At 42.7% G+C, this 26,983-nt stretch carries 26 protein-coding genes; 24 read left to right on the forward strand and 2 right to left on the reverse strand.

Annotated features, from left to right (window positions below):
• Positions 1 to 33: 33 nt before the first annotated feature.
• The 11 genes from FE005_RS12405 to FE005_RS12455 all read left to right on the forward strand — a co-directional run bounded on the left by FE005_RS12405 (position 34) and on the right by FE005_RS12455 (position 11,554).
• The gene (locus FE005_RS12405) at positions 34 to 1,323 is read left to right on the forward strand and encodes a dihydroorotase (RefSeq protein ID WP_138371869.1); all 1,290 of its coding nucleotides are present in this window, start codon (positions 34 to 36) and stop codon (positions 1,321 to 1,323) included.
• Positions 1,320 to 2,399, forward strand: coding sequence for a carbamoyl phosphate synthase small subunit (locus tag FE005_RS12410; RefSeq protein ID WP_003126609.1), 1,080 nt, complete (start codon positions 1,320 to 1,322; stop codon positions 2,397 to 2,399). The genes FE005_RS12405 and FE005_RS12410 overlap by 4 nt, the downstream gene beginning before the upstream one ends.
• Entirely contained in the window at positions 2,400 to 5,582 is a 3,183-nt protein-coding gene (gene carB / locus FE005_RS12415; RefSeq protein WP_138371870.1) for a carbamoyl-phosphate synthase large subunit, read from the forward strand.
• A gap of 22 nt (positions 5,583 to 5,604) precedes the next feature.
• Positions 5,605 to 6,381, forward strand: coding sequence for a dihydroorotate dehydrogenase electron transfer subunit (locus FE005_RS12420; RefSeq protein WP_003126606.1), 777 nt, complete (start codon positions 5,605 to 5,607; stop codon positions 6,379 to 6,381).
• Positions 6,382 to 6,429: 48 nt separating this feature from the next.
• Positions 6,430 to 7,302: a dihydroorotate dehydrogenase gene (locus tag FE005_RS12425; protein WP_060814368.1), complete on the forward strand. Its 873-nt coding sequence runs from the start codon at positions 6,430 to 6,432 to the stop codon at positions 7,300 to 7,302.
• A gap of 1 nt (position 7,303) precedes the next feature.
• Complete coding sequence (gene pyrF, locus FE005_RS12430; RefSeq protein WP_138371871.1) at positions 7,304 to 8,023, forward strand: orotidine-5'-phosphate decarboxylase; 720 nt, start codon at positions 7,304 to 7,306, stop codon at positions 8,021 to 8,023.
• Positions 8,020 to 8,655 carry an orotate phosphoribosyltransferase gene (gene pyrE / locus FE005_RS12435; RefSeq protein WP_005473159.1) on the forward strand — a complete coding sequence of 212 codons (636 nt, stop codon included), beginning with the start codon at positions 8,020 to 8,022 and terminating at the stop codon, positions 8,653 to 8,655. The genes pyrF and pyrE overlap by 4 nt, the downstream gene beginning before the upstream one ends.
• Positions 8,656 to 8,804: 149 nt before the next feature.
• Positions 8,805 to 9,482 (forward strand): carbonic anhydrase family protein, encoded by a 678-nt coding sequence (locus FE005_RS12440; RefSeq protein ID WP_034704506.1) that lies wholly within the window; start codon positions 8,805 to 8,807, stop codon positions 9,480 to 9,482.
• 30 nt (positions 9,483 to 9,512) lie between these two features.
• Positions 9,513 to 9,881, forward strand: a complete 369-nt coding sequence (locus FE005_RS12445) for an iron chaperone (protein WP_138371872.1) — start codon at positions 9,513 to 9,515, stop codon at positions 9,879 to 9,881.
• Between the two features lie 253 nt (positions 9,882 to 10,134).
• On the forward strand, positions 10,135 to 11,079 hold the full coding sequence (locus FE005_RS12450; protein WP_103300877.1) for an AraC family transcriptional regulator: 945 nt from the start codon (positions 10,135 to 10,137) through the stop codon (positions 11,077 to 11,079).
• On the forward strand, positions 11,066 to 11,554 hold the full coding sequence (locus FE005_RS12455) for a pyridoxamine 5'-phosphate oxidase family protein (protein WP_138371873.1): 489 nt from the start codon (positions 11,066 to 11,068) through the stop codon (positions 11,552 to 11,554). Before FE005_RS12450 ends, FE005_RS12455 begins: the two co-directional genes overlap by 14 nt.
• A 251-nt stretch (positions 11,555 to 11,805) precedes the next feature.
• Here FE005_RS12455 and efbA read toward each other — a convergent pair whose 3' ends face one another.
• Together efbA and FE005_RS12465 are read right to left on the reverse strand one after the other, a co-directional pair.
• On the reverse strand, positions 11,806 to 13,503 hold the full coding sequence (gene efbA / locus FE005_RS12460; protein ID WP_138371874.1) for a fibronectin-binding protein EfbA: 1,698 nt from the start codon (positions 13,501 to 13,503) through the stop codon (positions 11,806 to 11,808).
• 200 nt (positions 13,504 to 13,703) lie between these two features.
• Complete coding sequence (locus FE005_RS12465) at positions 13,704 to 14,093, reverse strand: DUF1622 domain-containing protein (protein WP_003126597.1); 390 nt, start codon at positions 14,091 to 14,093, stop codon at positions 13,704 to 13,706.
• Positions 14,094 to 14,234: 141 nt separating this feature from the next.
• On the opposite strand from FE005_RS12465, the gene FE005_RS12470 reads away from it, so the two are divergent.
• The 13 genes from FE005_RS12470 to FE005_RS12535 all read left to right on the forward strand — a co-directional run bounded on the left by FE005_RS12470 (position 14,235) and on the right by FE005_RS12535 (position 26,983).
• On the forward strand, positions 14,235 to 14,807 hold the full coding sequence (locus FE005_RS12470; RefSeq protein WP_138371875.1) for a hypothetical protein: 573 nt from the start codon (positions 14,235 to 14,237) through the stop codon (positions 14,805 to 14,807).
• 362 nt (positions 14,808 to 15,169) lie between these two features.
• Complete coding sequence (trpX, locus tag FE005_RS12480; protein ID WP_005473151.1) at positions 15,170 to 16,228, forward strand: tryptophan ABC transporter substrate-binding protein; 1,059 nt, start codon at positions 15,170 to 15,172, stop codon at positions 16,226 to 16,228.
• Between the two features lie 173 nt (positions 16,229 to 16,401).
• Positions 16,402 to 17,286 carry an ABC transporter permease gene (locus tag FE005_RS12485; protein WP_138371876.1) on the forward strand — a complete coding sequence of 295 codons (885 nt, stop codon included), beginning with the start codon at positions 16,402 to 16,404 and terminating at the stop codon, positions 17,284 to 17,286.
• Entirely contained in the window at positions 17,286 to 18,044 is a 759-nt protein-coding gene (locus FE005_RS12490) for an ABC transporter ATP-binding protein (RefSeq protein ID WP_103300872.1), read from the forward strand. The genes FE005_RS12485 and FE005_RS12490 overlap by 1 nt, the downstream gene beginning before the upstream one ends.
• 418 nt (positions 18,045 to 18,462) lie before the next feature.
• Positions 18,463 to 19,332 carry a shikimate dehydrogenase gene (gene aroE / locus FE005_RS12495; protein WP_138371877.1) on the forward strand — a complete coding sequence of 290 codons (870 nt, stop codon included), beginning with the start codon at positions 18,463 to 18,465 and terminating at the stop codon, positions 19,330 to 19,332.
• A 33-nt stretch (positions 19,333 to 19,365) separates the two neighbouring features.
• The gene (aroF, locus tag FE005_RS12500; protein WP_003126590.1) at positions 19,366 to 20,391 is read left to right on the forward strand and encodes a 3-deoxy-7-phosphoheptulonate synthase; all 1,026 of its coding nucleotides are present in this window, start codon (positions 19,366 to 19,368) and stop codon (positions 20,389 to 20,391) included.
• Positions 20,392 to 20,474: 83 nt separating this feature from the next.
• Positions 20,475 to 21,527 carry a 3-dehydroquinate synthase gene (aroB, locus tag FE005_RS12505; RefSeq protein WP_138371878.1) on the forward strand — a complete coding sequence of 351 codons (1,053 nt, stop codon included), beginning with the start codon at positions 20,475 to 20,477 and terminating at the stop codon, positions 21,525 to 21,527.
• A 22-nt stretch (positions 21,528 to 21,549) separates the two neighbouring features.
• On the forward strand, positions 21,550 to 22,716 hold the full coding sequence (aroC, locus tag FE005_RS12510) for a chorismate synthase (protein WP_103300895.1): 1,167 nt from the start codon (positions 21,550 to 21,552) through the stop codon (positions 22,714 to 22,716).
• Between the two features lie 78 nt (positions 22,717 to 22,794).
• Complete coding sequence (locus tag FE005_RS12515; protein WP_138371879.1) at positions 22,795 to 23,880, forward strand: prephenate dehydrogenase; 1,086 nt, start codon at positions 22,795 to 22,797, stop codon at positions 23,878 to 23,880.
• A gap of 10 nt (positions 23,881 to 23,890) precedes the next feature.
• Positions 23,891 to 25,177 carry a 3-phosphoshikimate 1-carboxyvinyltransferase gene (gene aroA / locus FE005_RS12520; protein WP_138371880.1) on the forward strand — a complete coding sequence of 429 codons (1,287 nt, stop codon included), beginning with the start codon at positions 23,891 to 23,893 and terminating at the stop codon, positions 25,175 to 25,177.
• Positions 25,174 to 25,680, forward strand: coding sequence for a shikimate kinase (locus tag FE005_RS12525; RefSeq protein ID WP_003126585.1), 507 nt, complete (start codon positions 25,174 to 25,176; stop codon positions 25,678 to 25,680). The genes aroA and FE005_RS12525 overlap by 4 nt, the downstream gene beginning before the upstream one ends.
• On the forward strand, positions 25,681 to 26,556 hold the full coding sequence (gene pheA, locus FE005_RS12530) for a prephenate dehydratase (protein ID WP_138371881.1): 876 nt from the start codon (positions 25,681 to 25,683) through the stop codon (positions 26,554 to 26,556).
• On the forward strand, positions 26,519 to 26,983 hold the full coding sequence (locus FE005_RS12535) for a GNAT family N-acetyltransferase (RefSeq protein WP_113849698.1): 465 nt from the start codon (positions 26,519 to 26,521) through the stop codon (positions 26,981 to 26,983). The genes pheA and FE005_RS12535 overlap by 38 nt, the downstream gene beginning before the upstream one ends.

The following is a 26,983-nucleotide window of genomic DNA, read 5'->3' on the forward strand; positions in this document are numbered from 1 at the left end:
AACGCGACCAATAGAGATAGAGGAGGAAGCAACATGAAAACACTCATTAAGAACGGAAAGATCATCGCTGACGGTGATCATTGTATCCCTGCAGAAATTTGGATCGAAGATGGTATCATCCAAGCGATCGGAACGACTTTTTCAGAAACAGGGTTCGATCAAGTGATCGATGCAATGCAACAACTGATCACTCCAGGATTAGTGGATGTTCATGTTCACTTCAGAGAGCCAGGATTTGAATACAAAGAAACGATCAAAACAGGAAGTATGGCAGCCGCTCGTGGCGGTTTCACTACGGTTTGTGCCATGCCAAATTTAAATCCTGTGCCAGATACCGCAGAAAAATTGCAACAAGTCTACCAACGTATCCAAGAAGACGCCGTGGTTCATGTTTTGCAGTATGCACCGATCACAGAAGAATTACGTAGTGAAGTTTTAACGGATCAAAAAGCATTGAAAGAAGCCGGCGCTTTTGCATTCACCAATGATGGCGTTGGCGTCCAAACTGCTGGTACGATGTACTTGGCGATGAAAGAAGCGGCCAAAAACCAGATGGCATTAGTGGCGCATACAGAAGATGACTCTCTGTTATTTGGCGGTGTGATGCATGCGGGTAAGAGAGCAGCAGAATTAGGCTTGCCGGGGATTCTTAGTGCTACAGAAGCATCACAAATTGCCCGGGATGTACTGCTGGCAGAAGAAACCGGGGCCCATTACCATGTCTGCCATGTTTCGACAAAAGAAAGTGTGCGGGTCATACGTGAAGCCAAACAAGCAGGAATCCATGTGACGGCAGAAGTTTCCCCCCATCACTTGCTTTTGATCGATGAAGATATCCCTGGCGATGAAGGATTTTGGAAAATGAATCCGCCGCTTAGAGGTAGAGCAGATCGCGAGGCATTGATCGAAGGATTACTGGATGGGACGATCGATTGTATCGCAACAGACCACGCGCCACATGGCTATGACGAAAAAATGCAAAGTTTTTTAAAAGCACCATTTGGAATCGTCGGTTCAGAATATGCTTTTCAATTGATTTATACGCATTTTGTCAAAACGGGCCGCTTTACACTCCAACAAGCGGTGGCTTGGATGACCGAGAAGCCTGCTGAAATCTTTGGATTGAAAGCTGGCAGATTAATGGTGGGAGCTCCGGCAGATCTCGCGATTTTTGATCTAGAGACAGCTTATACTGTCGATTCGGATCAATTTCTTTCGAAAGGAAAAAACACACCATTTAATAACTGGCCATTATATGGGGATACCACCCATACATTGGTCAATGGAAAATTAGTTTGGCAAAAAGGTAGGGGGATTTTATGAAACGCTGGTTGATTTTGGAAGATGGCACATTATTTGAAGGTGAGGGATTTGGCGCAGAGATCAATGTCTATGGCGAGATTGTCTTTACCACTAGTATGACAGGGTATCAAGAAACCATTACGGATCAAAGTTTCAACGGTCAGATCATCACCTTTACCTACCCAATGGTGGGAAATTACGGTGTTAATCGCGATGACTATGAATCAATCGCTCCCACTTGTAAAGGTGTTGTAGTGAAAGAACATGCTCGTGTAGCCAGCAACTGGCGGAAACAATTGACCTTAGACGAATTTCTAAAGCGCAAAAACATTCCGGGAATCGCAGGAATCGATACTCGGGCTTTGACTCGTAAAATCCGCCAATTTGGAACGATGAAAGCTAGTATTGTGGATGCCAATGATGAATTTGCTCATGCCTTTGATCAATTGAAAGCAGCCGTTTTGCCCACCAATCAAGTGGCACAAGTTTCAACTTCAAAGCCTTATCCAAGTCCAGGAACAGGACGGAATATCGTCGTGATCGATTTTGGCTTGAAACACAGCATTCTAAGAGAACTTTCTCAACGAAATTGTAATCTGACGATTTTACCCTACAATACCACCGCTCAGGAAATTTTGGATCTCGCGCCAGATGGTGTCATGCTGACCAACGGACCTGGTGATCCGAAAAGCCTCCCTGAAGCCATCAAAATGATTCAAGAAATCCAAGGAAAAGTACCGATTTTCGGTATCTGTTTAGGACATCAGTTGTTTGCTTTAGCTAATGGCGCTGATACTTACAAAATGAAATTCGGTCACCGAGGATTGAACCATCCCGTTCGAGAAATCGCTACAGGAAGAATTGATTTCACCTCACAAAATCACGGTTTTGCAGTAGCAGAAGCATCGATTGATCAAGAGAAACTGATCATCACTCATGTGGAAGTCAATGATGGAACCATTGAAGGTGTCCGTCATCGTCGCTACCCAGCATTTAGTGTTCAGTATCATCCAGATGCTGCACCGGGACCTCATGATGGTGTACATTTATTTGATGAATTTTTAGAAATGATCGATGCATGGAAGGAGCAGAACTAAATGCCAAAACGTACAGATATTAAGAAAATCATGGTTATCGGTTCTGGACCGATCATTATTGGCCAAGCAGCCGAATTTGACTATGCAGGAACGCAAGCCTGCTTAGCGTTGCGAGAAGAAGGCTATGAAGTTGTGCTGGTCAACTCGAACCCTGCAACGATCATGACCGATAAAGAAATTGCCGACAAAGTCTATATTGAACCAATCACTTTCGAATTTGTCTCCCGGATTTTAAGGAAAGAACGTCCGGATGCGATCTTGCCAACATTAGGCGGTCAAACCGGCTTGAATATGGCGATGGAATTAGCCAATTCCGGCATCTTGGATGAGTTGGAAATCGAGTTGTTAGGAACCAAATTAGCAGCGATTGATCAAGCAGAAGACCGTGATCTATTCAAACAATTAATGGAAGAGTTAAATCAACCGATTCCTGAATCGGAGATCGTTTCAACAGTGGAAGAAGCAGTTACTTTTGCAACTAAGATTGGGTATCCAATCATCGTTCGTCCAGCCTTTACCCTTGGCGGTACTGGAGGCGGTATGTGTAATAATGAAGAGGAATTGCGAGTGATTGCTGAGAATGGTCTAAAACTGTCACCAGTGACGCAATGTCTGATCGAACGCAGTATTGCCGGCTATAAGGAAATCGAATATGAAGTCATGCGGGATTCAGCCGATAATGCGATCGTTGTCTGCAACATGGAAAACTTTGACCCTGTCGGGATCCATACAGGTGATTCGATCGTTTTTGCACCGAGTCAAACACTCTCCGATCATGAGTACCAAATGTTGCGTGATGCTTCTCTAAAAATCATTCGCGCATTGAAAATCGAGGGCGGTTGTAATGTTCAATTAGCGCTTGATCCCCACAGCTTTAATTACTATGTGATCGAAGTCAATCCCCGGGTTTCCCGTTCGTCTGCTTTAGCAAGTAAAGCAACTGGCTATCCGATTGCGAAGCTAGCAGCAAAGATTGCTGTTGGGTTGACATTAGATGAAATGAAAAACCCTGTCACAGAAACAACTTATGCCGAGTTTGAACCGGCATTGGATTACGTGGTAGCCAAAATCCCTCGTTGGCCCTTTGACAAATTTGAGTCCGGCGAACGCCGTTTAGGGACACAGATGAAAGCAACCGGTGAAGTGATGGCTATCGGTCGGAATATCGAGGAATCTTTGCTGAAGGCTGTGCGTTCATTGGAGATCGGCACACATCATATTGAAATGAAAGAATTAGAACAGCTTTCAGACAATGACTTGATCGATAAGGTGATCAAAGCGCAAGATGATCGCTTATTTTATGTCATGGAAGCCATTCGCCGCGGCTATTCCATTGAAGAATTGAACGAAATGACTAAAATCGATCTTTTCTTCTTGGATAAAATGCTGCACATTTATGAAATCGAACAAGAACTTGCTGCCAACAGCCAAGATTTTACAACATTAAAACGAGCGAAGCAAAACGGCTTTACCGATAAAAAAATTGCTGAGTTATGGCAGATGACAGAACAAGAGATTCGAGACATCCGTAAGGAAAATCAGTTGCTTCCCGTCTACAAAATGGTAGACACTTGTGCTGCCGAGTTTGAGTCGGCAACGCCTTACTTTTATAGTACGTATGAGTTTGAGAACGAGAGTGTTCGCAGTGAAAAAGAATCTGTTTTAGTCTTAGGTTCTGGGCCGATCCGCATCGGTCAAGGTGTGGAATTCGATTATGCAACAGTACACTCGGTCAAAGCAATTCAGGCTGCGGGCTATGAAGCCATTATTATGAACAGCAATCCGGAAACCGTTTCGACAGACTTCTCGATTTCCGATAAATTGTATTTTGAGCCATTGACACTAGAAGACGTCTTGCATGTGATCGAACTGGAACAACCAATTGGGGTCATTGTTCAATTTGGCGGTCAAACAGCGATCAATTTGGCGGAGCCATTAGTTGCCGCAGGAGTCAGCATCTTAGGTACGAGTATCGAAGACCTCGATCGTGCTGAAAACCGTGATCTCTTTGAACAAGCGTTACAGGCATTAGCTATTCCGCAACCCCCAGGAGATACTGCTACAAATACCACGGAAGCAGTGGCGATCGCTAATCGCATCGGTTATCCGGTCCTTGTTCGTCCGAGTTATGTCTTAGGTGGTCGGGCAATGGAAATCGTTGAGAACCAAGCGGATCTGGAAGATTATATGAAGCATGCAGTAAAAGCTTCTCCCGAACATCCTGTTTTAGTCGATCGGTACTTAGTAGGGAAAGAATGTGAAGTTGACGCAATTTGTGATGGCACGACGGTTCTGATTCCGGGAATCATGGAACATATCGAACGAGCAGGGGTCCACTCAGGTGACTCGATGGCAGTCTATCCACCGCAAAACCTTTCTGACGCAACGATTGCCACCATCGAAGACTATACGAAACGGTTAGCATTGGGATTGAATTGTGTCGGAATGATGAATATTCAATTTGTTATCCACGAGGAAAAAGTTTACGTCATTGAAGTCAATCCTCGGGCCAGCCGAACCGTTCCATTTTTGAGCAAGGTCACAGAGATTCCTATGGCACAGATCGCGACAAAAGCGATTTTAGGAGAAAAATTGGCGGATCTGGGCTACCGTGATGGCCTTTATCCAACACCAAACGAAGTTCATATCAAAGCACCGGTCTTTTCTTTCACCAAGTTACAAAAAGTCGATACTTACTTAGGTCCGGAAATGAAATCAACCGGTGAAGTCATGGGTTCAGACAAAAACTTAGAAAAAGCTTTATATAAAGCTTTTGAAGCAGCTGGTTTGCATATTCCGGAATTCGGGAAAGTTCTCTTTACCGTAGCGGATGAAAGCAAAGCAGAGGCCGCCGTGTTGGCTGCGCGCTTTTTCGAAATCGGCTTCTCGATCTTAGCGACAAAAGGAACAGCCGATTACTTTGAAGGCTATGGCTTGCCAGTCACCCGGGTAGCGAAAATCTCGGAAACAGAAGATGAAACTGTCGTTGATCTCATCAGAAAAGGCGTGACACAAGTGGTGATCAATACAATGGACAAAAATCGGCAAAAAGCCACTGAAGACGGATTTATTATTCGCCGGGAAGCAGTCGAGCATGGGGTGCCGCTCTTCACCTCGTTAGACACCGCTGATGCCATTCTTCAAGTAATGGAATCAAGAGGTTTTTCAACGAAAGCAATCTAGCAGTCAGAAAGGAAAACAGCTCATGAAACAAGAACGAATGACCATTACAAAACAGCGAATGCTCGCACCGCGAATCTACGAGATGACTCTCTCTGGTGCTCTCGTTCAAGAAATGACCACACCGGGACAATTTCTGCATATTCGAGTGCCGGATGATGCCTTTCTCTTAAGACGACCAATCAGTATTAGCTGGATCGATCAAGAAAGCCAAAGTTGTCGCATCATTTATCGGACAGAAGGGGAGGGGACCAAGCGGTTTGCCCATCTGCAAAGCGGGGATCAACTGGATGTTTTAGGCCCTCTAGGGAATGGCTTTCATATCGAAGATTTACAAAAAGATGAGACTGTTTTTATCGTAGGTGGTGGTATCGGAGTTCCGCCACTCTACGAACTTTCTAAACAATTAGTCGCAAAAGGTGTACGGACGATTCATTTTTTGGGATTTGCTAGTTCGGAAGTCATGTATTACGAAAAGGCGTTTCAAGCTCTAGGGGATACACGAATCGCAACGGATGATGGCACCTATGGCGTTCAAGGGAATGTCGGTAATCTATTGTTAGCAGCCGATAGCAAACCTGCGGCTGTTTTTGCCTGCGGCAACAATGGCTTGTTAAAAACGGTTGAACAACTTTTCCAAGACTGTCCGAATGTGCAACTTTCATTGGAATCTCGCATGGCTTGCGGGATCGGTGCTTGCTATGCTTGTGTTTGTCATAAAGCCGATGATCCAACAGGGACCAAAAGTGTCAAAGTCTGTGACGAAGGCCCTGTTTTTCAAGCTGGAAAGGTGGTTATTTAAGTGGTTTTAGCTGTTGAATTACCGGGGTTGTCTCTCAAAAACCCCATAATGCCGGCTAGTGGCTGTTTTGGTTTTGGCGCAGAATACAACAAGTATTATGATATCAGTCAGCTCGGTGCCGTCATGATCAAAGCCACGACCCCAGAAGCACGCTTTGGCAATCCAACACCGCGAGTGGCTGAAACACCAAGCGGCATGTTGAATGCGATTGGCTTACAAAATCCTGGCCTTCGAGTAGTCATGGAAGACATTTTGCCAGAGTTAGCGCAAAAGCATCCAGATCTGCCGATCATCGCAAACGTGGCTGGTTCCACTCAAGAAGATTATGTCACTGTCTGTCAAAAAATCAGTCAAGCGCCGAATGTAAAAGCCATTGAATTAAATGTTTCCTGCCCAAACGTCAAACATGGTGGTATTACTTTTGGTACCGATCCTCAAGTGGCGAAAGAACTGACCCAAGCGGTCAAAGCAGTTTCGCAAGTGCCAATCTATGTCAAACTATCGCCAAATGTGACCGATATCGTACCCATTGCAAAAGCAATCGAGGCGGGGGGTGCCGATGGTTTCACGATGATCAATACGTTATTGGGTATGCGCATTGATTTGAAGACACGACGTCCTATTTTGGCCAACCAGACCGGGGGGCTCTCAGGCCCAGCCATCAAGCCAGTGGCGATTCGTTTGATCAAACAAGTGGCACAAGTTTCTTCGTTGCCAATCATTGGCATGGGCGGTGTGATGACGGTTGATGATGTGTTAGAAATGTATTTAGCTGGAGCGAGTGCAGTAGCAGTTGGTACCGCAAATTTTACCGATCCTTATATTTGTCCCAAGTTGATCGAAGAATTGCCTGTACGAATGGCAGAATTAGGTATCGAATCTTTGGCACAGTTGATCAAGGAAGTAAGAGAGGGGCATTAAGATGATTGAACGACCAATTATTGCTTTGGATTTTCCAAGCAAAAAAGAAATTGAGCTTTTTTTAGAGAAATTTCCTAAAACAGAAAAATTATTCGTCAAAGTCGGTATGGAAATCTTTTATCAAGAAGGACCAGAAATCGTCAGCTGCTTAAAAGATTTAGGCCATGATATCTTCTTAGACTTAAAACTTCACGACATTCCCAATACCGTCGAGCGGGCCATGACACGTTTGGCAAATCTTGGGGTCGCGATCACCAATGTTCATGCGGCGGGTGGTATTGAGATGATGATAGCAGCAAGGCGGGGACTGCAAAATGGAACCAAGGAAGGCCAAAATGTGCCGCTATTGATTGCTGTCACACAGCTGACTTCTACTAGCGAAGAACAAATGCAGCAAGAACAGCTAATTTCTGTTTCTTTAGAAGAAAGCGTGCGTCATTATGCTCAATGTGCAGAAAAAGCAGGATTAGCTGGCGTGGTTTGTTCCGCCCAAGAAGCTGCTGCCATCAAGGTAGCTACCAATCCTGAATTTATGTGCTTAACCCCAGGAATTCGTCCGGCTGGTAGTGATGCCGGAGATCAAAAACGAATCGTCACACCAGCAAAAGCAAGACAAATTGGTTCTTCTGCGATTGTTGTCGGTCGACCAATCACACAATCTGCAACACCTTTTGATACTTACCAGGAAATTAAACAAGCATGGAAGGAAGCTATTCAATGACAGAAATCAGTAAAGCAATTGCCAAAGACCTTTTAACAATTGAAGCAGTATTTTTACGTCCAAATGAACCCTTTACTTGGGCAAGCGGCATCAAAAGCCCGATTTATTGTGATAATCGTATGACAATGAGTTACCCTGCTGTACGTAAAGCGATTGCCAGTGGTTTGGCTGCGCAAATCAAAGAACACTTTCCAGACGTCGAAGTAATTGCGGGTACAGCTACTGCTGGGATCCCTCATGCCGCTTGGGTGGCAGATATTCTTGATTTGCCAATGGTCTATATCCGCAGCAAAGCCAAAGATCATGGCAAAGGAAACCAAATCGAAGGACGTATCACAGAAGGTCAGAAAATGGTTGTGATCGAAGATTTGATCTCTACTGGCGGCAGTGTGTTAGAAGCTTGCGAAGCAGCCGCTCGCGAAGGGGCAAATGTTCTGGGGGTGGCAGCGATCTTTACCTATGAATTGCCGCAGGGATTAACCAACTTTGAAAAGGCCCAGCTGCCATTAGTGACGTTGACCAACTATTCAACAATGATCGATACTGCATTAGAGATGGACTATATCGGAAAAGAAGATATTGCATTGCTGCAGCAATGGAAACAGTCACCTCAAACTTGGACTGGTAAATAAGAACAACGAATATGCCTGGAGTGATCCAAGAGCATATTCGTTTTATTTTTATCTTTTTTCTGATACGATTTGAGACGATTCATCAAAAGTTATCTGGCAGTTGAAAGGCAGCCAGTTTCAATAGGGAGGCAGTTTTATTGAAAAGAAATATGGATGTTCCATGGAGTTATTCTGGGGAGAATGGTCCTGAGTATTGGCACACATTGTGTGACTGGTATGCTGAAGGAGCAAAGTTTCCATTGCAATCGCCCATTGCGCTTTACCATGACGATACAGAGGAACCTGTCGATGAGGATTTAAGCTTCCATTACCATCGGGAACGCTTTACTGAAAAAGAATTTAAAAATACGATTCATTTTGTTCCATACAATAAAGAAAGTTACGTGACCTTTCAAGGCATCAATTACTACCTAACGGATATTCATTTTCATATGCCTTCTGAGCATATCATCGATGATGAGCAGCAAGAACTTGAATTTCATTTGGTACATATGAATGAACAAGGAGAAAACTTAGTCGTCGGTATTTTGTTCCGGTTAACAGATAAATTAAACTGGATCTGTAATCAGCAAGATGATAGTATTTGGGATTTCAAAAACCATACCCAATGGTTTGACCCATCGATGTTTTTACCGGAAATGACCCACCATTTTCACTATGTAGGTTCTTTGACAACTCCTCCAACTAAAGGTCCAATCAACTGGTTTGTATTTGACTGGGTAGGCGAGATGAGTCGTCGCTTTATTCTGGAATTTCGTGAAGAAGTTTTGGAAAACAATAATCGTCCATTGCAGGATCGAAAAGACCGACCAATCTACTTTTACTGATGGTCTAGCGAACGAAAGGAAGGCTACGAAATGGATCAGTTTCAAGAGTACCTAACAAAAGAATTGTCAGAGGCACAGCGAAAAGTCCTGGAGCCATTATTTGAACATATATTAACTGAATTCCCGGATTTGCAGACTCGAATTGCTTGGAACCAGCCGATGTTTACGGATCATGGAACCTTCATCTTGGGGATTAGCAGTTCGAAGAAACATTTCTCAGTCTCGCCAGAAGTGAAAACGATGGCCTTGTTCAATATCCGCATTGAAGCAAGTGGCTATTCACAAACAAAAAACATTTTTCGTATTTTATGGGATCAGCCGGTTGACGAAAAGCTGATCTTCGACATTATCCGTTTTAATATGGAAGACAAAGCGGATTGTCAAACCTTTTGGCGCTAGATAGTCGTTCTGAAAATAAATTTTAATGGCCAACAAAAAAGACGATTTATTCGTCTTTTTTGTTGGTTTAAATCCGGGATCATCAGACAATAGCGATCGAATTATGCTAAAATAGTGGAAAATACACGAAAATCCTTTTAAAAATACCAGCTATTGTGAACGAAAGCACAATCGAATCTTTTTTAGGAAAAAGAGCAGAGGTCGTTAAGCTTTTTTCTTTTAGTTGTTTTATAGTGTGAGAAAGGAGACTTCTATGCATGCATGGGAAGCCATACAGAAAACATTGGACCATATTGAAGCAAATTTAGCTGAGACAATCGAAATTGATGAGTTAGCCAAAGTTGCTGCTTTGTCGCCGTTTTATTATCAGCGTTTATTCACGCGATTAGTCAAATCCTCAGTCAGAGAGTATATCAAGTTACGCCGTTTGGCTGTAGCAGCCACCTATTTACAAGAACAGCAACGGCGAATCATTGATGTTGCGCTGGAGGTTGGATTCAATAATCCTATTTCTTTTTCGCGATCGTTTAAAGAAGTTTATGGCATTTCACCTTCACACTATCAGAAACAGTTGCTCCCATTACAAAATTTCGATAAACCAGATTTATCCCTTAGCCACATTGTGGTAGAGGAAGGGGAACCGTTGATCAGTGAAGGAGTCGTCTTAGCAATACAGCAGAAAACAATGGATCAGCCGCGGGTTTTCAATGGTATCGTTGGTTATTATCCTTTCAAGTATGGCAAAATGCTAGGAGAAAGAACCGGCGTAGATCCAGTTGAAAAGATTTGGCAAGACTTTTTTCACGCTTGCGCCAATCATCCATTTTTGCGAGCAGAGACGCTCATTGGTGTTTCCTATCCTGGAGAGGCACCAGCAGGTCATTCCAGTTATTTTGTCGGGGCAGAATCTGTCACTGGAAGATATGAGAAAGACATGAGCCATCTGACAAGCTGGACATTACCGGCCCGTGACTATGTTGTTTGCAGCTTTGAGACGACTAAAGCACAAATGATCGTCGGGATGGGTAAGGCAATGAGGTATACTCGTTTTTGGCTAAAAAAACACGGTTTGATAGCGGATGGCTTTTTTCCTGAGCTTTATCGACAATCGCAAGCGGAGATCATGATTGTCGAATTATGGATTCCTTTTAAAACAAGAGAAAATTTTCAAGGAGGAAAAACAAATGATGAATTATGAAGAGGGCCTGACATTACTGGAAGAAAAGTTTGGTAACGACAAAGATAATTTGATCTCTTTAGCAACGATTGCGCGCAATTGCGGTGAAAATGGGTTGCCTCGTCCTATGGTGCGGGATGTCGATGCTTATTATGAGAATGGTGTCTTTTATGTATCGACCCATGAAAGCTCCAACAAAATCCAGCAAATCAAAGAAAATCCCGAAGTTTCTATCGCAGTCTGTGGCGAATGGTTTACCGCTAATGGCTTCGGAGAAAATCTAGGATGGGTCTTGGACCCAAAAAATGCGGAATTGAGAAAGAAAATTCGCAAGGCGTTTGTTTGGTACGATGAAGTTAATGATGAAGCGGATCAAGGCTGTTGTTTTCTTGCCATTCGGTTAACGAAAGGGACATTGAATATCAATCACTGGGAAAAGCTCTATCATTTTGATTTTGAAAATAAGCGCATGATTGATCAAAATGATACTTTTTAACCACCAACAATGCATCGATTCCATTGATCAGTCATCTGGACTAGCGTTGTTTCGATGAAATGGCTTGGCTGATGTGTCCGAGAGCTTCTTAGCGATTCCAAGTATTTTTCCATAAAAAATGAGCCGCTTACGGATTTGTTCTATCCACCCATTCTCAGCGATTGACGAGAAGGCTGTGTGTTAGAGACATGTAAGCGGGTCATTTTTTTGTTCTTCGCCCATTTTTTTGGAAAATCAGCAAAAGAACAGCGTTAGTTTTGCTTTAAATCCAAAATTGTTTCCTCAGGCGTTACATAATAAGTCGTCTGGTTCTCATAAATCACAAAGCCTGGTTTTGCACCATTTGGTTTGCGAATATGTTTGACTTGTACCAAATCCACAGGTACTTGTGCGGAGTGGCGGTATTTCGAGAAGTAGGCAGCTAATTCTGCGGCTTCCAAGATTGTTTCTTCGCTAGGTGAATCCGACCGAATGATCACATGAGACCCGGGGATATTTTTCGTATGGAGCCAATAATCTGTTTTACGTGCCGTTTTTAATGTTAACTGATCATTTTGCAGATTGTTTTTGCCTACCAGAATCTCCGTTCCATCAGAAGAGAGAAAACGTTCCGGTTGCGAGGGCGTTTGTTTTTTCCGTTGTTTCGTCCGATTTTTGACATATCCTTGGGCAGCAAGTTCTTCGCGAATCGTCAAAAGATCTTTCGGTGCGGCAATTTCCAACTGTGCTTCAACTGATTCCAAATAGGCGATCTCATCTTTTGTTTCAGCAATTTGCTGATGAATCAGTTTGACAGCATTTTTCAGCTTTTGATAACGCTGGAAATATTTTTGCGCGTTCTGGTTGGGTGTCAAGGCCGGATCTAAGGCAATTTTTATTGGTTTGTTCTCATCATAGTAATTGGCTAATTCCACTTCGCTTGCACCGCGAGGGACTTGCGCCATGAAAGTCGTTAAAAGCTCGCCTTTTTGACGGAATTCTTCCGCATTCTCAGATTCTCGCAAAGTTTGCTGTCTTTTTTCTAGCTTGTGCTTGTTTCGCTTCAGCTCATTGTCGATTTTTTTCAGTAATTCACTGCCTTGCTGTTTTACTCGGTCACGGTCAGCTTTTTCATGATAAAACGCATCAAGCAATTCGCTTAGACTCTGGTAAGTTTCCTGCCAGTCCGCTTGTTCCATCAGTGAATGAAAGGGGACCGGAGTAAAGAATTCTTTGTTCCCGGATTTCAAGTAGGTAGGAACAGGATCCGCTAGCTCGGCAAAAAATTCTTCCCAAACGGTTACTTTTTCATTTGGCCGTTCTTTCAGACGAGATACCAGCTCATCTGCCGTATCCCTGCCAAATCCTTGAAAAGTCTGCTGCAAGACTTTGGGCGACAATTCTTCTAGACGAGACAGCATTTCAAAGACTTTTGTTTGATTGAGTGTATACGGATCAACAGTGTCTTGTTTTGGCGGAGCAAGATAAAGGGACCCTGGCAGCAAGGTACGATACGTATTTTGCGAATGGCCAATGTGCTTGATCGTATCAACGATTTTACCGGTTGCCCGATTCATTAAGAGAATCGTGCTGTGTCTGCCCATCAATTCAACGATCAAAACAAAGTTTTGTAAATCGCCTAATTCGTCACGACGAGTAAAATGGAAATGAACGACTCGATCATTCGCAACTTGTTCAATCGTTTCCAGGATTGCGCCATCTAAATACTTCCGTAACATCATCAAAAATGTTGGAGGTGTTTCTGGGTTGGTATAGGTAGCTTGTGTACATTGAATCCGAGCATAGCTCGGATGGGCAGATAGCAATAATTTGTGATTTTTCCCTTGAGAACGAATCACGAAGATCACTTCGTTCTCATAAGGCTGGTGAATTTTATTCACTCGACCATTGACGAGTTCATTTTGTAATTCCTGAACAATCAAGTGGGTAAAGATGCCATCGAAGGACATTTGTTTCCCTCATTTCTGTTTTATCAAACTTTTTTCTCATTCAATTTTTGAGGTCAAGACATTTGACCGATAAAGGTAAGTAAGATTAACAAATCTAGATTGAATCGAGTAGTTCTATTATAACGAAAAGAAACCAGAAAGACCAATCCTGATCCAAGCAGGACATACCCCATCAGATTTAGGATATATTGAAGCATTCACTAAGAGTCCGTTTTATTGTTTTGTGCATCCTTTAGGGCTTTTTCAATCTCCATATTCAAGAAATAGGAAATGACTGTTCGAATGACTACGACTACTGCTAAGCGGACGATATCGGCAAATGTCGGATGGATGATGGTCTCAATGATATCTGCAGCAATCAAGATCTCCAAACCAAGCAAAACATAACTGCCGAGAAAATTTCGAATAAAATTGTTTTCTCTGGCCGCACTCATACGGTCTTTCGCTTTTATTTCAAAACGAATAAAATCAAAACCAGCTTTTACAACTCCCCACACAAGCACTAAAATTGAAAGCAGATTCAGACAAACGACGATTAAATCTAAAATGGGGATTGCATTATCCATTAAAAGTTCAGCAAGATCAGCCATGACTAACTCCTTTGGTTTTTTCTCTATCTTATCGAATTTTACTTAATATGGGAAGTTATATGGGAAGTTTCTTGACGCTCCAAAGACATCTTGCTAGTATAAAGATAAGGTTGATGGCAGATGAAAAGGGCGGGGTTTAGGATGGAGCGATTCGAGAATTTTTTTCAGTTGGTAAAAGAGAAGATGCGAGAAAGCTGGGAAGCTTTTGTCCAAAGTGTCTACCAAAATCAGCGTAAGACCATGTATTATTTAGGTATGGGTATTCTACTTGCTGTGCTATTTGCTGTAGTGATTATTACTTCTCAAACGAGGATCAAAACATCGCTGATCCACAAGATGGCTTTTGAAGAATTGCCTTCTGATAAGATCGAACCATTAGAATATGCAGAAGCAGATCAGACGATTCGGGACACAAAAGCCATTTCTGTGATGTTTAGTAAACCGAATGGCGAAGAGTTGGCAGAAGTGTTTCAATTGTTTAATGATAAAGAGAATGAAATGAATCGATCCGTGTACTATTATCCGATCGTATATGATACACAGTCTTTTTTAGATACTTACGGTGTAAAAGCAAATGAGATCACCTTTGTTTTCTTTGAAAACGGACAAGAGAAAAATCGGTTTACTTATCAATCACTTAAAGATCCTGCAGAAGAATTTATTCCTGAATTGAATCGGTTACCAATGTGGAATATTCGCAAATTAGCAGAGTAAGAAAAAATCTGACAATTTGAATAAAAGTTATTGACGTTCTTTTATCAATACGCTAAACTAAGTGAAACAAAGTTAAACAAATGGAAAAAGGAGGAGCTAATATGAGACTATTTTACGCATTGCAATCAAATTCATGGCAAAACTGGCGTAGATAGTTGTATTGGTGGACCTCAATCCATAGATACAACTTTTTAGAGAACCTTCTAAAGTGCTGTATCTATGCTGGTAAATGAATCTTTCACCGCATAGAACGATTAGTCTATGCGGTTTTTGCTTGAAGCAACTGCCGGATTGTCGGCAGTTGCTTTTTTTAGTTCTCAAGTATAAACAAAAAAATGAGAAAGAAGCGAGGAGAGTTAAAAATGAAAAACAAAGGATTAATTGCTGCAGTTATTGTTATTTTTGGATTTTTATTGGCGGCTTTTGGGTACCAAATGGGAGCAAAACAAACAGGAGAATCCGCTGAACAACCTACGGATCAAACAGCAAAAAAAGAACACAAAACGGTGGGTATTCTGCAATTTGTCAGTCATGAAGCGCTCGACGAAATCACTCGAGGCGTCAAAGAAGGGTTAAAACAATCGGGTTATACCGAAGGGGATAATTTAACAATCGAATTTCAAAATGGCCAAGCGGATCAAAGTAAATTAGCGACCATGAGTCAGCAATTGCTGAACAAAGGCGCTGATGTATTAGTAGGGATAGCAACACCTGCTGCTCAAGCATTGGCTAATACTACTAAGGATGTGCCAATCGTTTTAGGCGCGGTGACCGATCCGGTTGGGGCCAATCTAGTGGCTGATATGGATAAACCTGGAGGAAATATCACTGGAGTATCAGATAAAACACCAGTAGCTGCTCAGTTTGAATTAGCCCAAGAATTGATGCCAGAGGCAAAATCAGTTGGTATCTTATATTCTTCAACAGAAGATAACTCCAAGTATCAAGCAGCAGAAGCAGAAGCGGCCGCAGAAAAATATGGTTTGACGTCAAAAAAATATGCAGTTCCTTCAAGCAATGAAATTGCTCAGACGGTACAGGTGATGGCAGAAACCGTCGATTTCATTTTTATCCCATTGGATAATACGATTGCCAATGCGATGCAGACGGTTGTCGGAGAAGCAAACAAAACGAAAACACCAATCATCACCTCTGCAGAAACCATGGTGCAACAAGGTGGCTTGGCGACTGTGGGTCAAAATCAGTTTAGCTTAGGTGTCCAATCAGGTAAAATGGCGGCTGCGATCTTAAAAGGGGAATCTGATCCAGCAACAACCCCCATCTATACTTTTAAAGATGGCGATACGGTCATTAATGAAAAGCAAGCTGAATTTCTTGGCATCACTATTCCAGAAGCACTCAAAGAAAAAGCCAGACTCATTTCTGACGAAGCGACCGAAACAACATCAAGCACAGACTAACTATTGAAACAGCTGCTCTTAAAAGGGTTATAGCAATGCTAACTAACGTTTCATAAAGAAACAAGAAAAAAATCTATTGCTTTTAAGGAGTATGTGTCCTGACAGAAACTTCTTGTTGACAGGACAGGGGTTTGGAAGACAGATAGAAAAACAAGTAACGAGGAGGAAAAAAAATGATCGTTTCAGCGATTGGGCAAGGATTCCTTTGGGGGATTCTTGGGTTAGGTATTTTTATGACTTATCGAATTTTAAATTTTCCAGATATGACTACTGAGGGCTCTTTTCCTCTTGGCGGCGCGGTCTGTGTGACTGCTATCACGCAAGGTGTCTCACCGATAGTAGCTACTCTTTTAGGGGTAGGTGCGGGGATGTGTGCCGGATTAGTAACTGGTCTTTTATATACGAAAGGCAAGATCCCAGTAATTCTAGCTGGAATCCTTGTGATGTCGGGACTAAATTCAGTGATGCTGTTTGTGATGCGCTCGCCAAATCTTTCTCTATTGAATCAACCAAAAATCCAAAATTTCTTCACGAAGCTAAATTTGCCTAATTACTTTGATACTGTGTTGATCGGATTAGTGATGGTATTAGTGATCGGGGCTATCTTGCTATTCTTTTTCCATACCAATCTTGGGCAAGCCTATATTGCTACAGGAGACAACGAGCATATGGCTAAATCACTAGGGATCAACACAGACACTATGAAGATCATTGGCTTAGTTGTTTCCAATGGAGTGATTGCATTATCTGGGGCATTGATCGCCCAAAATGATGGTTACGCAGATGTTAGTAAAGGAATCGGGGTCATTGTAATAGGGTTAGCATCGATTATCATCGGTGAAGTATTATTTGGCGAACTAACATTATTGGAGCGGCTCGTAGCGATTGTTGTGGGCAGTATCATTTATCAGCTGTTGATCCTATTTGTGATCAGAGCTGGCTTTGATACTACTTACTTAAAAATCTTTTCGGCGATCGTCTTGACGCTTTGTCTATTGATCCCGCAATTCAAAAATGCACTGCACTTGCGGACGGGTTTCGAAAAGGAGGATGAATGATGTTAACGATCAATAAAGCAACCAAAATCATTGGCAATGGTCCTCATGAAAAGAAGACGCTCTTACAGAAAGTAGATTTAAAACTGCAACCAGGGGAATTTGTGACTGTAGTCGGCGGCAATGGTGCTGGAAAAAGTACATTGTTTAATTGTATATCCGGTTCACTGCCACTTACTAGTGGTCAGATCTTGATCGATGACCAAGATGTCACGCAGTTGTCAGAAGAAAAAAGAGCTGCTTACTTGTCAAGAGTCTTTCAAGACCCTAAAATGGGCACTGCGCCGCGAATGACCGTCGCTGAAAATCTATTGTTGGCGCAACGTCGTGGACAGAAAAGGAATTTGCATTTGCGCCAATTACAAGCACAAAAAGATGTTTATTACCAATTATGTCAAGAAGTGGGCAACGGGCTCGAACAACATTTGGATACACCAACAGGAAATTTATCTGGTGGGCAACGCCAAGCATTGAGTCTTTTGATGGCAACGATCCAGACCCCAAAATTGCTGCTTTTAGACGAGCATACTGCGGCATTGGATCCGAAAACGTCTAAACAGTTGATGCAAATCACTGCAGATCGAGTGGAACAACAACAGTTGACTTGCTTGATGATCACTCATCGCATGGAAGATGCTCTAAAATATGGCAACCGATTGATCTTGCTTCGTAAAGGGCAGATCGTGAAAGATTTATCCGCAGCAGAAAAAGCGCAGCTTCGTTTGCAAGATCTATTACTATTCTTTGAAGACGACCTTTAGAAAACCGAATCTACCAGTGAAAATCGCAGAAAAAAATAAATGAAAACCAGTGAAATGAAAAAAATAAGAAAAAATCATTGACAACTTTCAAAGTTCAACCTATACTTAGGACAATCTTACATCAGTTTGGAGCGAACAATCATGAAACAATTGCAAGCGAACCCCTCACAACTGAATAAATATTACTTTAGCTATTTTAGATAGGTTTGTATTCATGAAAGACATGGGTACAAACACTCGTTTGTATCTATGATGGCTAAGGCATTTCGTAATGACTTTAAAGCCACGTAGATCGTAAAATCTATAGTGGCTATTTTTTATATTCACATATCAGCTGATATGTAATGTTTGAAGGTGTTCACTGTAGATTCTATCAATTTACAGTGGACATCTTTTTTTGTTGAAAGGAATGAATAGGATGAACCAATTAATCACTGGACACACCCGTTTAGCAGCGTTGTTTGCGAAACCTGCCAAACACAGCGTCTCACCAGCCATGCACAACCTTTCTTTTGAAGATCAAAAAGTGGATGCTGTCTATCTAGCTTTTGATGTTGAACCAGAAAGTTTAGCAGCAAGTATCCAAAGTATTCGTCAGCTTGATTTGTTAGGAGTCAATTTATCGATGCCGCACAAAATGGCAGCTGTTCCTTTAGTCGATGAATTATCTCCTGCCGCAGAACTGATTGGTGCTATCAATACAATCGTCAACCACAAAGGTCATTTGATCGGTCACAATACGGATGGGATTGGATTTATGCGAGCGCTAGGAGACATCGAGGTCTCGATTATTGGCGGTACCATGACAGTTATCGGCGCTGGTGGAGCTGCTACAGCAATTATTAGTCAAGCTGCCTTAGATGGGGTAGAAACCATTCATGTTTTTAATCGAAACGATGAATTTTATCCAGTGATTGAAAGCAAGCTGCAACAAATCGCGGCGGCCACTACCTGCAACATCACGCTTGGTGATCTAGATGATCAGCAAGCATTGGGTCTGGCGATCAAAGAGAGCCAATTGCTAGTAAATGCGACTGGTGTTGGAATGAAGCCGCAGGAAGATGCCAGCCCATTAAAAGACCGCGGAATGTTACGAGAATCGTTGGCAGTTTATGACGTGATCTATAATCCGCGAGAAACACGGCTGTTGCGTGAAGCAAAAGCCGCGGGAGCAAAAACAGCCAATGGGTTAAGTATGTTGCTCTACCAAGGCGCGGCGGCTTTTGAGCTATGGACTGATAAAAAAATGCCGATTGAGAAAGTCAAAACACTGATTGAAAAAATGTAAAAAAACTAATAACTATGAAGGTAGGAAGAAAAAATGATCGTAATTATGAAACCAAATGCCACGGCAGAACAAGTAGAAGTTGTTGTGAAACGAATCAAAAAAGAAGGATTAGATGTACAGGTCAATCAAGGGAAGGAACAAATCGTCATTGGACTTAAAGGAGATACGCGTCTGATCCAAGATGTCGCTTTTCGCAGCTACGATGGTGTAGAAGACGCAATTCGTATTTCCAATACGTACAAATTGACTTCGCGGGAATTTCATCCGCAGGACACGGTAGTTGATGTTGATGGTGTCAAAATCGGAGATGGACATTTCGTAACAATGGCTGGCCCATGTTCGATCGAAGGATTAGAACAAATCCGTGAATGTGCACGGATCGCCAAAGCTGGCGGTGCTCAAATCTTACGAGGAGGTGCTTTCAAACCTCGGACCTCTCCTTACGCTTTCCAAGGTCTGGAAGAAGAAGGGCTGAAATACATCCGTCAAGCTGCCGATGAAACAGGGATGAAAGTCATCACTGAAGTAATGGACGAAGGACATATCGATATGGTTGCGGAATACAGCGATATTTTGCAAATCGGTGCTCGTAACATGCAGAATTTCAAACTATTAGCGGCTGTCGGTAAAACAGGAAAACCTATTGGATTGAAGCGGGGAATTTCAGGAACAATTGATGAATGGTTGAATGCTGCAGAATACATTGCTGTTCAAGATAAAAGTGAAGTGATCTTCATTGAGCGGGGAATTCGAACATACGAAACAGCAACGCGGAATACATTCGACCTTAGTGCTGTACCGATCATCAAAAAGTTGAGTCATTTCCCAATTATCGTTGATCCTAGTCATGGGACAGGTATCTGGGATCTAGTTCCGCCAATGGCTAGAGCTGGGGTTGCTGCGGGCGCAGACGGCATGATCGTTGAGATCCATCCAGATCCGGCAAATGCTTGGTCTGATGGTCCTCAATCATTGAACGAAAAAACCTACATGAATATGATGAATGAAGTCCATATCATGGAAAAAGCGATGAAAGAAATCAAAGCACTGCAAAAATAATCGTCGTTTTTCAGCTGAGAGTGACAGCTATTTCAGAAGAAATCAAGTCATTGTGAAGTCTAAAAAAAGGAGTGTACCATTTGATGTTACACATAAATTTAGCAGAACATTCGTATGATATTGTCATTCAACGAGGTGCCTTTCAAGAAGTAGGGAAATGGGTCAAAGGACTTTGGCAACCTCAAAGGATTGCAGTGATTACGGATAGTAACGTTTCCCCAATCTATGGACAAGTCATTATTGATGCGCTTACTCATGAAGGATTTGCAGCAAAATTACTTGTTGTTCCAGCGGGAGAAAAGAGCAAGTCTCTTGAGCAAGCGACGATTCTTTATGATCGTTTAGCAGAACTTGGGCTGACCCGAAGCGATGGAATAATTGCGCTGGGCGGCGGAGTAATCGGAGATTTAGCAGGTTTCGTGGCTTCGACCTATATGCGAGGAATCCATTTTCTTCAGATTCCCACGACTTTATTGGCGCAAGTAGATTCTAGTATTGGCGGCAAAACAGCTGTCAATACTGGAAATGCTAAAAATTTGGTTGGAACCTTTGCCCAACCCGCTGGTGTTTTGATCGATCCAGAACTTTTACGATCATTACCACTTTATCGCGTACAAGAAGGAATTGCGGAGATCATTAAGTCGGCAGCAATCGCTGATGACCAGCTATGGCAAAAACTAGCCGAATTGCAAGATGAGGCGGCATTATTGGACCATGCAGAACAAGTGATCACCGCGGCTTTAACGGTCAAACGAAAAGTTGTCGAGGAAGACCCTTTCGATCATGGCAGTCGCTTGATGTTGAATTTCGGCCATACCATCGGACATGGGCTAGAAAAAACAGCAGCGTTTGAAATCAGCCATGGTGCAGGAGTAGCAATCGGCATGGTGATGATCACCCAACACGCGGAGTCCATCGGATTATCTCCAAAAGGAACTACGGCCCAATTAATAGAAATGATCAGCAAGTTTCATTTGCCTACTCAGTCAGAATCGCTTGACAAAGATCAGTTGTATCAAGCGATCACTCATGATAAAAAGACCCGAGGAAACCAATTGAAGATTATTTTGTTAGAAAAAATCGGTCAAGCGAAGATCGTTACGATCCCTACAGAAGAAATCAAAAATTATTTATAAAAAAGAGAGGAAGCGGCGGATGATGCGTTATATTACAGCAGGTGAATCCCACGGACCTGAATTGACCGCAATTATTGAAGGTCTACCAGCGGGATTACCCTTAACAGCAGCAGATATCAATCACGAACTAGCGAGAAGACAAACGGGTTATGGCCGCGGCGGTCGCATGCTGATTGAAAAAGACCAAGTCCGTATTACTTCCGGCATCCGACATGGAAAAACATTAGGGTCGCCTGTGACATTGGTTGTGGAAAATAAAGACTGGAAAAATTGGACGAAAGTGATGGCAATCGAGGAAGTTCCTGAAAAAGATCGGAAATTACGACGAGTAGCTCGGCCTAGACCAGGACATGCAGACTTGGTCGGAGGCATGAAATACCGTCATCAGGATTTGCGAAACGTCTTAGAGCGTTCCTCTGCGCGGGAAACAACGATGCGAGTGGCCATTGGTGCAATTGCCAAAAAAATCTTAAAGGAATTAGGGATTGAAGTGGCTGGCCATGTGACAATGCTTGGCGGCATCAAAGCAGCTATTCCTGATGGTTTGACTGTTCAAGAAATTGCCGAGCGCTCCGAAGCATCTGAAGTTCGGGTGTTGGATCCTTCTGTCGAAGAAGAAATCAAGCAATTGATCGACCAAACCAAGAGAAATGGGGATACGATTGGTGGCGTCGTAGAAGTTCTAATCGGGGGTGTCCCCGCTGGTCTAGGCAGCTATGTGCAGTGGGATAAAAAATTGGATGCCAAAATTGCGCAGGCCGTGGTTAGTATCAATGCATTTAAAGGTGTTGAATTTGGTGTCGGATTTGAAGCAGGAGTCTTACCCGGTTCGCAAGTGATGGATGAAATCCTCTGGGATCAGCAAAAAGGATACACGCGTCGCAGCAATAATTTGGGCGGATTTGAAGGAGGCATGACAAATGGAGAACCGATTGTCGTTCGTGGAGTGATGAAGCCCATTCCAACATTATACAAACCGTTGCAAAGCGTTGATATCGATAGCAAAGAGCCCTACAAAGCAAGTGTTGAACGTTCAGATAGTACGGCAGTTCCTGCAGCCAGTGTGGTTTGTGAAAATGTCGTTGCTACAGTAGTAGCCAATGAAATACTCGAAAAATTTCCGAGTGACTCCTTTGAAGAATTACAAACAGCTGTCCAAGAATACCGTGACTACTTGCTTCATTACTAAAATTCATTACTAAAAGTAGTGGAGTTTATCCCACTACTAAAAAAATATCTTGAGAAAAAGGAAACGAGGGACATTCCAATGTCACAAAAAATCATGATCGCTGGTCTAGGATTGATCGGTGCTTCGTTGGCAAAATGCATCAAAAAAGCTGTTGCTGACAGCTATCTGATTGGTTGGGATCATTGTGAATCGACCAATGAAATTGCCATACAGTCACAGATTGTTGACTTCGTGCCAGCTTCATTTACTGAAGGAGCGATCCAATCAGATATCATCATTTTGGCACTTCCAGTGGAGATCACGAAAGCTTATTTGGCTGAATTGGGAAGAGTAACTTTAAAGTCAAATGTCTTAGTAACGGATACTGGTAGTACAAAAGCAGAGATTGTTCAATTTGCGCAGCAATTCTCCTTTGATTTTATTGGCGGTCATCCTATGGCTGGCTCTCATAAATCGGGTATTTTAGCAGCAGATGAGAATTTATTCGAAAATGCCTACTACATTTTCACCCCGACTACTAGCAACCGCATGAATGAACTGCAGCGATTGTTTCAAGGGACCAGAGCAAAATACGTCGAATTGGCACCAAACGAGCATGATCAAATCACTGGAATGCTAAGTCATTTACCTCATATTATTGCTTCCGGGTTAGTCAATCAGGCGAATACGTTTAATCAATCACAGCCTAGAGCTCAGCAACTAGCCGCAGGAGGGTTTCGGGACATCACTCGCATTGCTTCTTCCGATCCCCGCATGTGGACGGATATTTTATTAAGTAATCGACAGGAGCTTTTGCAGCTAATCACAACCTGGCAAAAACAAATGGAGCAAGTATCACAGTGGTTGCTGACCAAAGATGAAAAAGCAATATTCCGTTTTTTTGAAGATGCTAAAGAAACAAGAGACCATTTACCTATCCACCAAACTGGAGCAATTCCAGCGTTCTATGATCTATTGATCGATGTTCCGGATCATCCGGGTGTGGTAGCAGAGGTCACCCAGCTGTTAAGCACGGGCAATCTCTCATTGATCAATTTAAAAATTTTAGAGACGCGTGAAGATATACTTGGTGTCTTGCAGATTTCTTTCAAAAGTCAAAAAGAGCTGCAGCAAGCCCAGCAGCTGATCACTGAAAATACGACCTATCAATGTCGGATAAAATAGGAGAACAATGATGAAACTACTTAAAGCTAACCACCTAAGAGGCACACTGACAGTCCCTTCAGATAAATCTATTTCTCACCGCAGCATCATGTTTGGTGCATTAGCAGAAGGGACGACGACGGTTCGTAATTTTTTAAGAGGGGAAGATTGTCTTAGTACCCTTCACGCTTTTCAAGAATTGGGAATCCCCATTCAAGATGACGGCGAGACGATCACGATCACTGGTCAAGGGTTTGGCGGTTTGAAAGCTGCTGACCGTCCGATTGATGTAGGAAATTCAGGCACAACGATTCGTTTAATGATGGGTATTTTAGCCGGTCAACCTTTCACGACTACTTTACTGGGGGATGATTCGTTGAATCAGCGACCAATGAATCGAGTGATGTTGCCATTGAATCAAATGGGTGCGAGACTTAACGGCAGCAATGAAAGTGAGTTTCCACCGATTACTATTCAAGGTACACGCGATTTAAGCCCAATCGATTATTCAATGCCTGTTGCTAGTGCACAAGTCAAATCAGCGTTACTTTTTGCCGCATTGCAAGCACAGGGTACCTCCCGAATCGTCGAGAAAGAACCGAGCCGCAACCATACGGAAGAAATGATTCGTCAATTTGGCGGCGAGATCACGGTTAAAGGAAAGGAGATTCAAATTACAGGTCCTCAATCCTTTGTTGGACAAGAAGTGATTGTACCAGGTGATATTTCTTCAGCTGCTTTTTTCTTAACCGCAGGAGCTGTTTTACCCAATAGTGAAATCACGCTAGAAAATGTTGGGATTAATCCGACGCGAACAGGAATTTTAGATGTGCTGGAACAAATGGGTGCTCAGATTTCACTGACAGCGATCGATCAGAACAATCAATCAGCTACGATTACTATTCGTTCTTCTGTATTAAAAGGAATCGAGATCCAAGGCGCGATCATTCCTCGACTCATTGATGAATTACCAATCATCGCTTTGTTAGCTACACAAGCTGTCGGCCAAACGGTGATTCGTGATGCTGAAGAATTGAAAGTCAAAGAGACGAACCGAATCGATGCGACCGCAGAAGAATTAACGAAACTGGGAGCAGATATCACGCCAACGGAAGATGGACTGATTATTAATGGTCCGACGCCCCTTCATGGTGGTAACGTGTCCAGTCGCGGCGATCATCGAATTGGTATGATGCTGCAAGTAGCTGCTTTATTGACGCAAGAAGATGTGGAATTAGAACAGGCGGAAGCAGTAGCGGTCTCCTACCCCCACTTCTTTGAGGATCTCCGCCAATTAACTGGAGGTGATGTTGAATGAAAGGAATCGTTTTGATCGGTTTTATGGGTGCTGGTAAAACAACTATTGGCCGCTTGTTAGCAGAACGATTACAGTTGGCACATGTTGATTTTGACGATCTGATCGTTGAATCAATCGGCATGACGATCCAAGACTATTTTGATCGTTACGGGGAAGCCGCTTTTCGAGAAAAAGAAACGGAGATTTTGACTCATTCATTAACACTTGATCAAGTGATCTCTACTGGTGGCGGCATCATCCTAAAAGAAGAAAATCGGCAACTATTGCAGCAGTTTCCGAAAGTCGTCTATTTAAAAACGGAGCCAGAAGAATTGCTCGATCGGTTGAAAAAGGATACGGTCAATATTCGTCCGCTTGTCGTTTCGAAATCGCCGGCAGAAATCATTGATATTTATCGTCCAAGAATGCCACTATACGAAGAAAGTGCGACAGTAGTGATCGATACCACCCGCAAATCTCCAGCAGAGATCGTGACTGAAATCATTCAAAAAGCAGGTGAATAAATGAAGATTGGTTATCTAGGCCCAAAAAACTCCTTCACTTATCGAGCCGCCTGTGAATCTTTTTTAAATGAAGAAATGGTTCCTTTTGGATCGATCCCATTATGTATTCAAGCATTAGTAGCAGGGGACATCCAACGAGCGGTAGTCCCCAATGAAAATTCATTAGAGGGTTCGGTTCATGCGACAATCGATACACTTTTCCGACAAAAGGAACTAATTATTGAACAAGAAGTGATTTTGCCTATCAACCATCAGCTGCTGACCATTCAGTCAGGACAGCCGATTTCCAAAATCATTTCTCATCCACAGGCTTTGGCCCAATGTGCGGAGTTTTTGCAACATAACTTTCCAGATGTTCCTATTGAAGCGGTGGCATCGACGACTGCTGCTGCCGTCTTTGTCGCAGAGCATCCAGTGGAGTCGGTAGCAGCCATTGCTTCCAAAGAAGCAGCCCATGCTTATGGTCTATTCATTCAGGAAAAAAATATCCAGGATACGACTAGCAACCAAACTCGTTTTTGGATCTTGCAAAAAGACACAAACGAATCGAGCGTTTTCCATGATAAGGCAACGAAAGCCACGATCTATGTGACCTTGCCTACCAATCGACCAGGTAGTCTGCATCAGATTTTGGCCGCTTTTGGCTGGCGCGGCATTGACTTGAGCAAAATCGAATCCCGACCATTAAAAACGAGTCTAGGGGAATATTTTTTTGTGATAGATTTAGTGCTAAATCAGCCTTGGGCCTTGGTTGAGAATGCCTTAGAAGAAATCAGGATGTTAAATTGTAATGTCCATCTTCTAGGTACGTATGCTGTGAAGAAAATAGGTGAAGGAAATGAAAGAGAGGAAAATCATTCCTTGCGAGGACGCTGATTTATTAGCTAAACTTTATCAAAGTGTTCAAGAGGTCCATCATCAATTGATACCTAACGTTTTCAAATCCTTTGACTACGAGGCATTCCGCGACTTGTTACAGGATTTGCTTGCCGCAGAAACGCATCATTTTTTTGTAGCCTGGCAAAAACAACCTTGCGGATTTATTCATCTAAAAGAGATTGAGTTATCGGATACACCGCTGATGGTCTCTCAACGTCGACTTGAGATCGAAGCGTTATCGGTTGAAAATGCGTACCAGAAGCAAGGGGTCGGTGAAGCCTTATTAACCCATGCCGCAGATTTTGCTCGAGAAAAGCAGTTTGCAACCCTCACTTTGAATTTCTGGGCCAAAAACCAAGTGGCTGATTTTTACCAACGAAATGGTTTTCAAGTTGAACGTTACAGAGCAAGCAAGATTTTATGA

It is taken from the genome of Enterococcus sp. M190262 (assembly GCF_005843965.1).
In the GTDB taxonomy this organism is placed as follows: domain Bacteria; phylum Bacillota; class Bacilli; order Lactobacillales; family Enterococcaceae; genus Enterococcus_D; species Enterococcus_D gallinarum.